This window comes from Telluria aromaticivorans (genome assembly GCF_013003915.1).
Taxonomy (GTDB): domain Bacteria; phylum Pseudomonadota; class Gammaproteobacteria; order Burkholderiales; family Burkholderiaceae_D; genus Telluria; species Telluria aromaticivorans.
Window position 1 is genome coordinate 39,406 of sequence record NZ_JABAIV010000010.1, and the last position, 13,546, is coordinate 52,951.

Genomic DNA, 13,546 nt, shown 5'->3' on the forward strand with positions numbered 1-13,546 from the left:
GTCAGCTTTCGGCCGGCTGCAATCCGTGTTCGGTCAGGCGCAGCACGCGGTCGCAGCGGCGCGCCAGTTCCATGTCATGGGTGACGATGACAAAGGCCGTGCCGAGGGTGCGCGACAGCTCCAGCATCAAATCGAAAATGGTCTGGGCGGTGCTGTGGTCGAGGTTACCGGTCGGTTCGTCGGCCAGCACGCAGGCCGGCTGCGTCACCAGGGCCCGCGCCAGGGCCACGCGCTGGCGCTCGCCGCCCGACAGTTCTCCCGGGCGATGCACGACGCGCTTGCCGAGGTTGACGCGGCCCAGGATCGCCTCGGCCTTCTGCAGCGCCGCCTCGCGTGGCTCGCGGCGGATCATCAGCGGCATCATGACGTTGTCGAGCGCGGAGAATTCCGGCAGCAGGTGGTGGAACTGGTAGACGAAGCCCAGCGACGAGTTGCGCAAGTCACCGCGCCGCGTTTCCGACAGCGTGGCGAAATCTTCGCCCAGCAGGGCGACCGCGCCGGTCGATGGCGTATCCAGCCCGCCCAGCAGGTGCAGCAGGGTCGATTTGCCCGAGCCCGAGGCGCCGACGATGGCGACCCGCTCGCCGCGATGGATCTCGAAGTCGATCCCGTCCAGCACCTTGACCGTGTAGTCGCCCTGCCTGAAGGTTTTACCGAGGCCACGGCAGGAGAGGACGGGTGCGCCGTTAGTGGACGGATTATTTATCGGATCATTCATTGGATTACTCATAACGCAGCGCCTCCGCCGGCTTCACGCGCGAAGCGGACCAGGAGGGGTAGATGGTGGCCGCAAACGCCAGCAGCACGGAGACGCCGCCGATTTTGGCTACGTCCGGCCAGCGCAGGTCGGACGGCACGGCGCTGATCAGGTAGATATCTTTCGACAAGAACTGCACTCCCAACAGATGTTCGATAAACGGGACGATGGTATCGATGTTCAGGGCCACCAGCACGCCCCCGCCGACGCCCAGCACGGTGCCGAGGATGCCGACCAGCGCGCCCTGCACCATGAAGATCTTCATGATGGAGCGCGGCGAAGCGCCCAGGGTGCGCAGGATCGCAATGTCGGCCTGCTTGTCGGTCACGGTCATCACCAGCGTCGACACCAGGTTGAAGGCGGCCACCGCGATGATCAGCGTGAGGATGATGAACATCATCTTCTTTTCGGTCTGTACGGCAGCGAACCAGTTGGCATTGAGCTTGGACCAGTCGCGCATTTCCAGGTCGCCCGGCATGCTCTTCTTCAGTTCGAGGGCCACCAGCGGCGCCGCATGCATGTCCTCGACCCGCAGCCGCAAGCCCATCGGCGCATCGAGTCGCTCCATGCGCTCGGCATCCTGGATGTGGATGAAGGACAGCGCCGCATCGAATTCAAAATGGCCGGCCTCGAAGATACCGGCGACCGTGAAACTGCGGCTGCGCGGCAGCAGCCCGGCCGGTGTGACCTGGCCTTTGGCCAGCAGCATGGTGACCTTGTCGCCGATGCCGACGTTGAGCGAGCGCGCCAGCGCATAGCCCAGCACGATGTTGAACGATCCCGGCTTCAAGGCATCGAGGCTGCCCGCCCTGACCTGTTTGGCGATGCTTGATACCTGCTCTTCCTGGCCCGGCAGGATGCCGCGGATGACCGAAGGACGCATCACGCCTTCGCCGACCAGCATGCCCTGGGTCTCGACGAAGGGCGCGGCGCCGCGCACGGCCGGGTTGCGCGCGGCTGCCTGGGCGGCGTTACGCCAGTCGGGCATGCTGCCGCGGTTGTCGAACACCTCGATATGGGCCAGCACCGACAGCATGCGGTCGGTGACTTCTTTCTGGAAGCCGTTCATCACCGACAGCACGATGATCAGCGCGGCCACGCCGAGCGCAATGCCGGACACGGAAATCAGGGAGATGAAGGAAATGAAGCTGTTACGGCCGCTGCGCTTGCCGGCGCGCGTATAGCGCAGGCCGACCAGCCATTCATAGGGCAGGTTCTGGGTCATGCTCATGCTGTGCAGCCTTGTTTTTCGAGGCCGCAGTGTGCCACACAAGCCGTTTTCACGACAGGGTTCGTCGGGGGCTTATTCATAGCGCAGCGCCTCCGCCGGCCTGGTGCGCGACGCCGACCAGCTCGGGTAGAGCGTGGCCAGGAAGGCCAGCAGCACGGCCACGCCGCCGATCCAGCCGACATCGCCCCAGCGCAGCTCGGACGGGATCTCGCTGATCAGGTAGACCTCCTGCGACAGGAACTGGACGTTGAAGCTGCGTTCGATGAAGGGCACGATCACGTCGATATTGAGCGCAACCAGCACGCCCAGCCCCACGCCCATCAGCGCACCGAGCACGCCGACCAGCGTGCCCTGCACCATGAAGATGGTCATGATCGAGCGCGGCGAGGCGCCCAGGGTGCGCAGGATCGCGATGTCGGACTGCTTGTCGCGCACCGTCATCACCAGGGTCGAGACCAGGTTGAAGGCCGCCACCGCCACGATCATGGTCAGGATGATGAACATCATGCGTTTCTGCGACTGCACGGCGGCGAACCACATCGCATTCACCTTCGACCAGTCGCGGATGAACAGGTCGCCCGACATGCTGGCCTGGAGCTGGCTTGCGACCTGGGGGGCGCGCTGCATGTCGGCCAGGCGCAGGCGCAGGCCGCCGGGAGCAGACACGCCGGCCAGTTCCTGGGCATCGACGATATTGGCGAATGCGAGCGTCGAGTCGAACTCGAAATGGCCCGCCTCGAAGATGCCGGCCACGGTCAATGGCCGCGTGCGCGGCATCGTGCCGGCGCCCTGCCCCGGAATGGCGCCGTCATTGGAAGACGCCATCAGCAGCGTGATGCGGTCGCCCACGCCGACGTCGAGCGATTTCGCCAGCGCGCGGCCGATGATGATGTTGTAGGAGCCCGGTGCGATGGCGTCGAAGCGGCCTTCGCGCATGTGTTTCGCCACGTCCGATACCGTGGTTTCCTGCCCCGGGTCGACGCCGCGCAACAGCACCGGTTTCATGACGCCGTCGCTGAGCAGCATGGCCTGGGTCTCGACGAAAGGCGCGGCGGCGCGCACTTCAGGGTTGCGCAGCGCTTCCTGGCTCGATGCGCGCCAGCCCGGCATGGCGCCGCTGGCCTCGAACACTTCCACATGGGCCAGCACCGACAGCATCCGGGCGGTCACTTCCTTCTGGAAGCCGTTCATCACCGACAGCACGATGATCAACGCGGCCGCGCCGAGCGCGATGCCGGCCACCGAGGCCATCGAAATGAAGGAAATGAAGCTGTTGCGCCCGCTGCGCTTGCCCGCGCGGGTGTAGCGCAGGCCGACCTGCCACTCGTAGGGCAGCTTGTGGGTGAGGCTCATGAAATCCGGTTGTTGGTTTGCCAACCCGACAGTTTGCCAGACATCCGCGCATCCTGTCGCAAAAACGTGTGCCAGGCCTCGAGTGCCGCCGGCTCGAGCCGGCGCGCGACCGTTCGCCACCGGCGTATTTGCCTTAAAATGGCGGTATGTCCCAGATTACGCTTGTCCTGCCCCACCTGCTCCCGCTTCCTGAATTCGCGCCAGACCTGGTCCGAGCCCTGCAGGCCCCGATGCTGGCCTCCCTGCTCACCCGCACCAACGCCCACGAACGCAGCATGGCGGTGGATACCGCACGCGCCCTGCCGCACGAGCAGTGGCTGGCGCGCGCGCTCGGCCTGGCGCCCGATGGGGAGCCGGCCTTTGCGGCCGCGGCGATGCGCGGCTTCGGGCTCGACCCGGAGGACGGCACCTGGTTCATCGTCAACCCGGCCCACGTCCAGATCGCGCGCAGCCATTCGATGATGGCCGACCTGCGCCACCTCGGCCTGCTTGAGGACGAAGGCCGCGCCCTGTTCGAGGCGGCGCGCCCGCTCTGCGAAGAGATCGGCCGCCCGCTGCGCTACGGCGACGCCCAGACCTGGTTCCTGCGCGCCGACGACTGGGGGCATATCGACACCGCCACCCCGGACACCGTTGCCGGCATGGACCTGACCGACTTCGTGCCGCGCGGCCCGCGTGCGCTGGCCTACCGCAAGCTGCAGAACGAAGTGCAGATGGCCTGGTACACCCACCCGGTGAATGCCGCCCGCGAGGCAAAACGCCTGCCGGCCGTGAACGCCTTCTGGCTCTGGGGAGCTGCCGCGGGCGGCACGCGCCCCGCCGGGGAGGTCACCAGCTTCAAGGCGCCGGGCTGGATCCGGGCCTTATCTCAGCGCAAAGCCGACTCGCTCGACGACATCAAGGGCGCGCTGGCCCAGGATGGCTTGCTCTACGTCGGCAACCTGGCCGATTCGGCGCTCGCCGCCGACTGGGGCACCTGGCTGCATCAGGTGCAGCAGCTGGAAGACAAGCTGTTCGCGCCCCTGCATGCGGCGCTGGTGCAGGGCCGCGTCACGAAGCTGCGCCTGGTGCTGAGCAGCCGCGACGGCCTTGCCGAATTTACGACTACCGCCATGGCCCAACGCAAGTTCTGGCGCCGGCCGACCCTGGATCGACTGATTTGAATATTAACAACAGCAGCATGACCCGTATCACCACGCGCCCCTGCCCTTTCCGCACATCCGAGATGCTGCGCCAGGGCGGGATCCACCCGGTCCTCGCGCGCATCTATGCGTCGCGCGGCCTGCTGGATGTGCGCGAGCTGTCGAGCGAACTGGCGTCGCTGGTGCCACCCGGCGCCCTGATGCAGGTCGACGCCGCCGCCGCATTCCTGGCCGACGCCATCGCCGCCGGCAAGCGCATGACCATCGTCGCCGACTACGACTGCGACGGCGCCACTGCCTGCGCGGTCGCCCTGCGCGGCCTGCGCATGATGGGTGCGAACGTCGACTACATCGTGCCCGACCGGGTCGTGCACGGCTACGGCCTCACACCAGAAATCGTCGAACTCACCGCGCGGGAAAAGTCCCCGGACATCATCGTCACGGTCGATAACGGCATCGCCAGCGTGGAGGGCGTGCTCGAGGCCAACCGGCGCGGCATCGAAGTCGTCGTGACCGACCACCACCTGCCGGGCGACACCTTGCCGCCGGCGCGTGTCATCGTCAACCCGAACCAGCCCGAATGCGGCTTCCCGAGCAAGCACCTGGCCGGTGTCGGCGTGGTGTTCTACGTGCTGCTGGCGCTGCGCGCCGAGATGCGCAAGCGCGGCGTGTTCGATGCCCAGGGCCAGCCCAAGCTCGACAGCCTGCTCGACCTCGTGGCGCTGGGCACCGTGGCCGACGTGGTGCGGCTCGATGCCAACAACCGCATCCTGGTCGCCCAGGGCATCAAGCGCATGCGCGCAGGCCGCATGCATGCCGGCGTGGCGGCCCTGTTCCGGGTGGCGGGACGGGAAGCGCGCTCCGCCTCGCCTTTTGATTTGGGCTTCGCACTCGGGCCGCGCCTGAATGCCGCGGGCCGGCTGGAAGACATGTCGCTCGGGATCGAATGCCTGGTCACCGACGACCTGGGACGCGCCTGGGCGATCGCGCAGCAGCTCAACGAGATCAACCTGAAACGGCGCGAGATCGAAGCCGACATGCAGGACACCGCCCTGCTCCATCTCGACAGCTTCGAGCCGGCCAGCAGCAGCACCATCAGCGTGTTCGACCAGGGCTGGCATCAGGGCGTGATCGGCATCGTGGCCTCGCGCCTGAAAGAGAAGTTCTTCCGGCCCACCATCACCTTCGCACCCGGTAACGAGGGCTGGATCAAGGGTTCGGGCCGCTCGATCCCGGGCTTTCACCTGCGCGACGCACTGGACCTGGTGTCCAAGCGCGTGCCGGGCCTGATCGACCGGTTCGGCGGGCATGCGATGGCGGCCGGCCTGACCATCCGCGCCGACCATTTCGACACCTTCTCGCAAGCCTTCGAGGAGGTCGGCAGTGCCTGGCTGACCCAGGCGCAGCTCGAGCGCATCGTCGAAACCGACGGTCCGCTCGAGGACGAGTACTACTCGACCCAGTTCATCGAGCAGATGGATGGACAGGTCTGGGGCCAAGGGTTTGCGCCGCCGGTGTTCTGCGACGAATTCCGCGTGGTGAGCCAGCGTATCCTGAAGGAGCGGCACCTCAAGCTGCTGCTGGAAAAGAATGGCCGGCGATATGACGCGATCTGGTTCGGCCATACCGACAGCCTGGCGGACCGGGCGCGGGTGGCGTTCCGGCTGGATGCGAACGAATATAACGGCGTGACCAAGGTGCAGCTATTGGTAGAACATGCGGAATCGGCTTGAATCACGACATGAAGCCCCATGTCAGCGTCGGCCTGATGCCCGTCACCTAAGAGCCGCCGCTTAGTCGTAGGGTGGGCAGGTCTCCTGCCCACGCGTTCAATCCACCTTGCTGCAGCCCATGCGGCTGTTTACATCGCAACTATCACCGCGTGGGCGGGAAACCCGCCCACCCTTCGGTTTTCACTAACTGACCGGCTTAGGCAGCGGCGCGACTGTCGATTTATCTCTTGGGTGGTGGCGGACCGAAATCCGATCCGCGGTCGAATACCACTTCCCACTGTCCCGGCGCCTTTAAACGCCAGATCGAATTGAAGCGCCCGATGCGCTTGCCCGCGGCATCGAACACCGGCCCGCCGCTGTACGCCAGCGTGCCGGAATCCACCACCTCGACCTCTTCCGGCTCCCACCAGAACGGCGCCTGCGGCCCCGCATAGAACTGGCGCCACCCCTTGACGATCGCCGCCTTGCCGCGCAAATTCCCCTGCGCCGACATGAAAATCGCTTCATCCGCCAGGAAGCGGGCGAAGCCGTCGATATCGCGGGTTTTCATGGTCGCGGCAAAGGCCCGCTCGGCCTCCATGACCTGTTTTTTCAGGTCGCTGTTGGATTCGCGCGCATAAGCCACCGTGGTCGCGGCCAGCATCAGATAGGCAGAAAGAAGAGAAAGCAAACGCAGGCGCATGGGTTAATCCGTTTCTATGCATTTCCAATTAGCAAGATTAATAATTCTGTCATGGGTGCACACGCCTGACAACCGGTAGTTGCGAGGAATGTGAAATCGGAGTATAAAGAGTCCAATTACGGAGGATACCATGAGCCTAGCCTACTGCTACCCCAAGAGCCGGTTTGAAACGGCGGTATTGGTCGACCTGAATTCGCGCAGCGAGCGCGAGCGGCTCTCCAGCTCCGCGCTCAAAGGCTTTTTCAAGCTGACAGCCGCATGGGGCGTGCGCGACGATGACGCGCGCGAACTGCTTGGCGGCCTGTCCTCCTCTTCTTATTACGACTGGAAGAAGCACCCCGAACGGGTGCTCGAAGTCGACCGCATTACCCGCGTGTCCTACCTGCTCGGCATCTACAAGGCCCTGCACATCCTGTACGGCGACAAGCTTGCCGACGAATGGATCCACCTCCCGAATACCAATCCCGTCTTCGCCGGCCGCACGCCGCTGGCCTTTATGCTCGCCGGCGGCCTGATCGCCATGCAGACAGTGCGCAAATTGCTGGACGCGCGCCGCGGAGGCCTCTGATCTTGCCGGTGCTGCATAAACTGACCCAACTGCGCCAGTTCGATACTTGCCGCCTGATCCCGTCGCGCTTCGCCGACGTCGAGGATTCCGTCCTTGCGCCGCTGGCCGAGAACAACGATGTCCTGCGCGACCTGTTCGACCTCGACAACGCCACCAACGAGCGCCTGCGCGGCGAATCCGGCCTGCTGCCCGGCATCGGGATGGACGAGTTGGTATTCGGCCTGCCGAACTTCCGCATCATCAACGCGGCCTTTACCTACGCGCGCCCGGAAGGCAGCCGCTTCAATGACGGCGAGCGCGGGGCCTGGTATTGCGCCTTCGGGGCCGAAACGGCACTGTGCGAAGTCATCTTCCACAAGACCGTGGAATACCAGGAAATCAACCGTTTCGACGATAGCGTGACTTACCAGTCGCTGCTGGCGGACTTCAGTGCCGCTTTCCACGACTTGCGCGGGGTCGATGCGCACAAGGCCTGCCTCGATCCGGACAGTTATATCGCCTCGCAGGCACTGGCCAGCCAGTTGCTGGAGGCCGGCTCGATGGGCATCATCTACCCGAGCGTGCGCCATCCGGGCGGCACCAACCTGGCCTGCTTCCGACCCGCCCTGGTCGGGAATGTGCGCAAGGCGCAGACCTATCGGTTAACATGGGCGGGTTCGCCGCAACCGGCGGTCGAGATCATCTAGCAATGTAAACGTATGAAGACGAATCCAGAAAAAGACACCGAACTGCACGACAAGATCAACCGCGAAACCGGCCGCGTCAAATGGAGCGAACTGGATCGGCATTTCGCCAGCGGCTCGGTGATTTACGTGAGCGAGGAACTCGACCTGATCGAGGTGGCGCTGCGGGTCGCGCACGACGACAAGGACAGCATTACCGCGTGGATGGCGGCGGGCACGGTGGCCAAGGTCAGCGACCTGCAGGCCCAGACCTGGACCGCTGCGGATGCGACCGTATGGGCCTCGGTGGTGAGTCCGTTCGTGCTGGTGCAGCCCGAGAAAAAACAGCTGCATTAAGCCACGCAGGCCGGTTTTAGGTATTCCCGCTCAGGGGCCTGGCCGGTCATTTGTCTTTCTGCTTGGTTTCGGCATGCGCCGCATCGACCTTGGCGATCAGGCTCGGCACCAGCCGCTCGCTGGCGCCGGCGACGAAATGCAGGAATAAGAGCGTCGCCAGCGTGCTCCCCTTGGCATCGAAACTGTTCAGCAAGAGCCTGCCCTTGAAGGCCAGCGCAGCCAGCAGGGCGCCGGCCATTCCCACGAGCACGCGCGCCAGCCCTTCCGTTCGGTGCAGCACCGCGCCTGCATTCGCATCGAGCGTGAGCCGGTCGCCGCGCGACGCAATCGACAGCAGCGCGCCGATGGATCCCATCAGCGTACCGAACACGACGTCGAATGCCGCTACCCCGATCACATCCCGCAATTCAGTGCGGACCGTCCAGGCCAGCATCATCAGGAACATCGAGGCGGTCACCAGCGAATAGGCGGCATTGAAATACCATTGCCATGACATCCGGATGCTGCATTCCCTGATCTCGCCCGCGACGATGTCATGGATTTCCTTGGCCTGCTCCAGGGGCAGGGAATCCATATAGCGTGCGACCCCCTCGACGATCATGCGCTGGATGTGCAGGTTCCGCTTCTCGTCGGTGATGAAACGCGCCTTGCTTTCCAGCTAAGCCTGGCGATTGAGCACCTTCCCGAAATCTGTTTGCGAACCCGACTGTCGGGTCCATATCCACTGGATTTCCAGGCGATCATCGATGTAGACGAACAGCGAAGCGCTCTGCAGGATCAGCAGCTTCACTTTCTTCCCAAACACTGGATCGATTTCCCCCTCTTGAAGGAAGGGATGAGCACCTTTATTGGCGGCGTCGTTCATAAGCGTCCGGGAAAACGAAAGCCGTGCATTTCGGCCCGTAGATATCGACGATTTTCGACTCCCTACCGCCCGAACCCACGTTGAGGCCAGCGCCGCGTTGCGATGCCGGAAGACTCCGTGAGCATGGGATGTAGACGCTGCCATCCAAGCGCAATCGCCCTGCGCCCACCGTCAGCAGAATCATGCCAGCTTGGAAAGCAATGTACGTCGGCAGTGGCCTAATACGTCAGGACGCTCACTGTAAAGAGGCCGTTACATCGCGCTCAAGAGCTTCGACCGATAGGCTCTGAAGATGTCCAGGCGGGTACGGTTCGAGAGGGCTTTGAAAATGTCGAGTAGTTCCATGGCCGGACGTATATATGCATTTCCCGATATGTCAACGCCTTTTCGGGATGGCATTCAGGCGGCCGCTTCGTCAAAGGCTTTCCGACACTCTTCGATGCGAGGCCAGTTCTCGCGGATCCATGACGTGAAGCCTTCAAGTGCAGGCAACATGCTGGCGCCCATCTCGGTGAGTTCGTATTCGACCCGTGGCGGAACTTCAGGATAGTAATACCGCTTCACCAGCCCGTCGCGCTCGAGATTGCGCAGTGTCAGCGTGAGCATCCGCTGGGTGATTCCTTCGATACCGTTCTTCAGGCCGGAGAAGCGCAGACGATAGCCGTCAGCGACAGCAAGATGCGACATCACGAGGATCGTCCACTTGTCGCCGAGCCGCGCCAGCACCGAATGTGGCGCGCAAGGCCGAAAGCGCGGGCCGTCGGTCGTCTGCACATACGGGCGTCCGTAAATGTTTTGTTCCACCAGTACCATCCTTGTGCCTGAGGTTAAAAAATGTGCCGTCTTCCGGTTCATCTTTCAGCAGTATATATTGGTAACTCATACCAATACATGAGGAATTTTATGTCGAACAGCCATCAACCAATCGTCGTTTTTGGTGCGACGGGTCAGCAGGGTGGATCAGTTGCCAAAGCACTCTTGTCTGCCGGGTGGCCTGTGCGAGCCATGGTGCGCGACGTGACTTCTGCGAAGGCAACCGCGCTGTGTGACGCCGGGGCCGAACTGGTTCAAGGCAGCTACGCCGACAGCGATGCGATCCGGGCAGCAATGCGCGGTGCGCACGGCGTTTTTAGCGTCCAGCAAAGTTCCCCCAGCGGCCAGGTGACCGATGAGGAGGAAGTCCGCTTCGGCAAGGCGATCGCCGATCTTGCCGTCGAGTGCGGTGTCACGCACCTTGTCTACAGTTCGGGGGCCGCCGTGAGCGACAAGCCGACCGGCATGGGCCACTTCGACAGCAAGATGCGCATCGAGGCGCATGTCCGTTCGCTGCCGATCAAGGCAACCATTATTCGTCCGGTCGCCTTCATCGACATGCTCGTCATGCCGGGGTTTGGACTGGATGAAGGACGCTTTAACTTCTTCATGCAGCCCGATCAGTCGATACAGCTGCTCGCGGTCGAGGACATCGGCAAGTTTGTCGAACCGATTTTCGCCGACCCCGACCGCTTCGGCGGGCAGACCTTCGACATTGCCAGTGATGAGGTCACCGGGAAGGAACTCGAGGCGCTGTTCAGCGAAGCGGCAGGACGCCCGATTCCCTACGCACGGTTCTCGGACGAGGTCCTGGCGGCAAGCCCGTTCCTGGCGAAACTGACCGCGCTGATGGACGAAGGACCACTCGCCGGGCGTGCCGACCTCGAAGCACTGCGCAAGATCAATCCCGAGATGCAATCGGTGCGCGACTGGCTTGGCCACACCGGCCGGGATGCCTTCCTCCAGGCGCTGGGGACCGCCGGTACGTGGGCGTACGATCGTACCTGACCGCAGACTGCCACGGACGCCGGCCTTCAACCATCAGGAAGGCCGGCGCAGGTCAGAGACATCAGCGAGCATCAATATCGATCACGTACGCTTCTAGCGGGCCATTGGCGAGCTGTCGGTATCGTCCAACGACGATGGTATCAAGCACACCGAACGGATGATCCGCTTGCTGATCGATGGATTGCGGTACGGTGCGCACAAGAAGTCGTAGCGGATTCGGCCCTTCACACCAGGTGCGCAGCCTGCCACTCGGCTTTCCATCCCTGGAACTGTTCGATCGGTAGCGGCTTGCTGATGACATAGCCCTGGGCCAGATCACAGCCCTGCTCCTGCAAGCACCTCCATACGTCTTCGCTCTCAACGCCCTCGGCAACCACATGTCGCCCGAGAATATGGCCTAGTTCAATTGTCGATCGAACGATGGCTGCCGAATCGGCATTCTCCAGCATCGGCAGAATGAAAGACTGGTCAATCTTGATGACATCAAAAGGAAAGCGCTGCAGATAGCTCAGGCTGGCGTAGCCGGTACCAAAATCGTCAAGGAGCAGTTTCACGCCAATCGCTTTCAGACGCGTGAGCACATCAAGAGCAGCGCACGGGTCCTCGACCAAGGCGCTTTCGGTCAGTTCAAACTCGACTGCCTCCGGACAGATTTTCCACTGCTCCATCCATTTTCCAATGTCGCAGACAATCGATGAACTCAGCAGATCATGTGGCGACAAGTTAATGGCGAGGGTTTCCCTGATGCCGTCATGCTTCCACTTTTGAAGCCAGGAAAAGCAGCGCTCCAGCATCCATTTGGTGAGATCAATGATGAGTCCACTTTGCTCCGCGAGCTTGATGAAATGCGTTGGCGATACCATTCCCAGTGTGGGATGCTGCCAGCGGATCAGGGCTTCCGCACCAACGATCTGCCCCGTTTTCATATCTATCTTCGGTTGACAGAAAACACGTAGTTCATCGCGCTGGCCCGCGAGGCGAAGATCTCCCATCAGCGCAAGGCGCGACATCTGCTCGGCGTTCTTGCTACCCGCAAAACCGGTAATACCGTCGCCCAGCGACTCGCCATGGAACAAGGCAGCGTTGGCACGACGGAACAGGATTTCCGCATCGTTTGCATCGTCGCAGACGGAGACTACGCCGGCGTGGACGTGGGCATCCACGGCCATTCCGGCCACTTCAATCGGCGCGTTCAGCCCCTGGATAAGCTGGCGTGCAACAGCGACAGGATCATCTTCCCAATTGGCAGGGATGATAATACTGAAGATTGCCTCACCCACCCTGGCAAGCTCCAGGTCTCCCGGAATGCGTGACTGAAGCCGCCTTGCCGTTTCGATGATCAGCTGGTCTGCCACCTGCTGGCCAAATGCATTGCATACTTCAGCGAATTGGCCAACGTTAATGTGGACAAGGGACAAGGCATGCGTACCGGCCTGGGGGCGGTCCAGATAACCCTTTAACATATCCATCTGCCGGGTGCGATTGGCCAACCCCGTCATGCTGTCGAAATAGGCCAGGCGGTAGATGGTCTCCTCCGCCTGGCGATGTTGTTCGCGCAGCCGCAAACCGGCAATGCCAAACGCCAGGTCATCTGCCATCTCGCCGAGCAGGCCCAGTTCGCCGGTGTCGAATGCATCAGGCTCCGGGGCAGCCATGAACAACGCGCCGAACAGCTGGGTATCGTGGATCAGCGGGAAAGCGGTAAGCGATGCGTATCCATCGCGGAGAGAATGCTGTCGAAGTATGGCGAACTGCGGATTATCGTAACGCGGGTTGTTCGGGATATCGTGCACAACGCACGGGGTCCGGGTACGCATCGCGACGCCTACCGCGGTCTGCCCGGCCGGCGTGTCGGCGTAGGTGAATCCCCTATCGTTAATCCACTCCATGTCAAGCGGCTCTGGCTTACCGTCGACCAGGCCCACCCAGGCCACCCATCGGATTGTCTTGGCGCTGTCATTCAGGGCGAGTGCAACACCGGCTCGCCGGTACCCGCCGCTCTCGACGATCGCCGTGCACATGTCTGTCAGTAATGAAGGCTCGTCCTGTGCCCTCAGCAGCGTGCGAATCACCGCACTGAGGGTGCGCAGGGCCCGTGTTGTGCATTCGAGCGACTCGCAGTCTTTAGCGGGCGGTTCCTCGACGGTAGGACGGCCCGCTTCCATTAACGTTTCCATATAACCCCCGGAGGCAATCAATACAGCCGTCACTGATGCTGGCATGAGCAATGGTTGCGGTCGGCAGTGGCGTACTGGTTACGCTTCGGCAAAACGGTACGTGGCGAGCCGATCAATATAGATGCATTGCCTGTCGCACGTATTGGAGTGTAATGCAAAAATTGCGGAAAAACCAATAAGCCGGGTCTGCTTTTACGC

The 13,546-nt window shown here is 62.6% G+C and carries 14 protein-coding genes; 6 read left to right on the forward strand and 8 right to left on the reverse strand.

Annotation, left to right across the window (positions count from 1 at the left end; translation table 11 throughout):
• Nucleotide 1 precedes the first annotated feature (1 nt).
• From lolD to HGB41_RS20930, 3 genes are all read right to left on the reverse strand, one after another.
• Complete coding sequence (gene lolD, locus HGB41_RS20920; protein WP_171088132.1) at nucleotides 2-718, reverse strand: lipoprotein-releasing ABC transporter ATP-binding protein LolD; 717 nt, start codon at nucleotides 716-718, stop codon at nucleotides 2-4.
• Nucleotides 719-722: 4 nt separating this feature from the next.
• Nucleotides 723-1,988, reverse strand: coding sequence for a lipoprotein-releasing ABC transporter permease subunit (locus HGB41_RS20925; protein ID WP_171088134.1), 1,266 nt, complete (start codon nucleotides 1,986-1,988; stop codon nucleotides 723-725).
• Nucleotides 1,989-2,060: 72 nt separating this feature from the next.
• Nucleotides 2,061-3,341, reverse strand: coding sequence for a lipoprotein-releasing ABC transporter permease subunit (locus HGB41_RS20930; protein ID WP_171088136.1), 1,281 nt, complete (start codon nucleotides 3,339-3,341; stop codon nucleotides 2,061-2,063).
• A 146-nt stretch (nucleotides 3,342-3,487) separates the two neighbouring features.
• Between HGB41_RS20930 and HGB41_RS20935 the strand changes: the two genes are divergently transcribed.
• On the forward strand, nucleotides 3,488-4,504 hold the full coding sequence (locus HGB41_RS20935) for a hypothetical protein (RefSeq protein ID WP_171088138.1): 1,017 nt from the start codon (nucleotides 3,488-3,490) through the stop codon (nucleotides 4,502-4,504).
• Nucleotides 4,505-4,521: 17 nt separating this feature from the next.
• Nucleotides 4,522-6,216, forward strand: coding sequence for a single-stranded-DNA-specific exonuclease RecJ (gene recJ, locus HGB41_RS20940; protein ID WP_171088140.1), 1,695 nt, complete (start codon nucleotides 4,522-4,524; stop codon nucleotides 6,214-6,216).
• 220 nt (nucleotides 6,217-6,436) lie between these two features.
• Here the strand turns inward: recJ and HGB41_RS20945 are convergent, their stop codons facing one another.
• Nucleotides 6,437-6,898: a YybH family protein gene (locus tag HGB41_RS20945; RefSeq protein ID WP_171088142.1), complete on the reverse strand. Its 462-nt coding sequence runs from the start codon at nucleotides 6,896-6,898 to the stop codon at nucleotides 6,437-6,439.
• Nucleotides 6,899-7,028: 130 nt separating this feature from the next.
• Between HGB41_RS20945 and HGB41_RS20950 the strand changes: the two genes are divergently transcribed.
• From HGB41_RS20950 to HGB41_RS20960, 3 genes are read left to right on the forward strand one after another with little or no spacing between them, the layout of a single operon-like run.
• A complete protein-coding gene (locus tag HGB41_RS20950; RefSeq protein WP_171088144.1) occupies nucleotides 7,029-7,466 on the forward strand; it encodes an MbcA/ParS/Xre antitoxin family protein in 438 nt (145 codons plus the stop codon).
• A gap of 2 nt (nucleotides 7,467-7,468) precedes the next feature.
• A complete protein-coding gene (locus HGB41_RS20955; RefSeq protein ID WP_171088147.1) occupies nucleotides 7,469-8,152 on the forward strand; it encodes an RES family NAD+ phosphorylase in 684 nt (227 codons plus the stop codon).
• Nucleotides 8,153-8,164: 12 nt separating this feature from the next.
• Nucleotides 8,165-8,485, forward strand: coding sequence for a DUF2288 domain-containing protein (locus HGB41_RS20960; RefSeq protein WP_171088149.1), 321 nt, complete (start codon nucleotides 8,165-8,167; stop codon nucleotides 8,483-8,485).
• Between the two features lie 46 nt (nucleotides 8,486-8,531).
• On the opposite strand, the gene HGB41_RS20965 is transcribed toward HGB41_RS20960, so the two are convergent.
• The 3 genes from HGB41_RS20965 to HGB41_RS20975 all read right to left on the reverse strand — a co-directional run bounded on the left by HGB41_RS20965 (nucleotide 8,532) and on the right by HGB41_RS20975 (nucleotide 10,154).
• Nucleotides 8,532-9,059: a hypothetical protein gene (locus tag HGB41_RS20965; RefSeq protein ID WP_171088151.1), complete on the reverse strand. Its 528-nt coding sequence runs from the start codon at nucleotides 9,057-9,059 to the stop codon at nucleotides 8,532-8,534.
• A gap of 84 nt (nucleotides 9,060-9,143) precedes the next feature.
• Nucleotides 9,144-9,350, reverse strand: a complete 207-nt coding sequence (locus tag HGB41_RS20970) for a hypothetical protein (RefSeq protein WP_171088153.1) — start codon at nucleotides 9,348-9,350, stop codon at nucleotides 9,144-9,146.
• A gap of 399 nt (nucleotides 9,351-9,749) precedes the next feature.
• Nucleotides 9,750-10,154, reverse strand: coding sequence for a winged helix-turn-helix transcriptional regulator (locus tag HGB41_RS20975; RefSeq protein ID WP_171088155.1), 405 nt, complete (start codon nucleotides 10,152-10,154; stop codon nucleotides 9,750-9,752).
• A 99-nt stretch (nucleotides 10,155-10,253) separates the two neighbouring features.
• Between HGB41_RS20975 and HGB41_RS20980 the strand changes: the two genes are divergently transcribed.
• Nucleotides 10,254-11,171: an NmrA/HSCARG family protein gene (locus tag HGB41_RS20980; protein WP_171088157.1), complete on the forward strand. Its 918-nt coding sequence runs from the start codon at nucleotides 10,254-10,256 to the stop codon at nucleotides 11,169-11,171.
• A gap of 224 nt (nucleotides 11,172-11,395) precedes the next feature.
• On the opposite strand, the gene HGB41_RS20985 is transcribed toward HGB41_RS20980, so the two are convergent.
• A complete protein-coding gene (locus HGB41_RS20985) occupies nucleotides 11,396-13,336 on the reverse strand; it encodes a bifunctional diguanylate cyclase/phosphodiesterase (protein ID WP_171088159.1) in 1,941 nt (646 codons plus the stop codon).
• Between the last annotated feature and the right edge of the window lie 210 nt (nucleotides 13,337-13,546).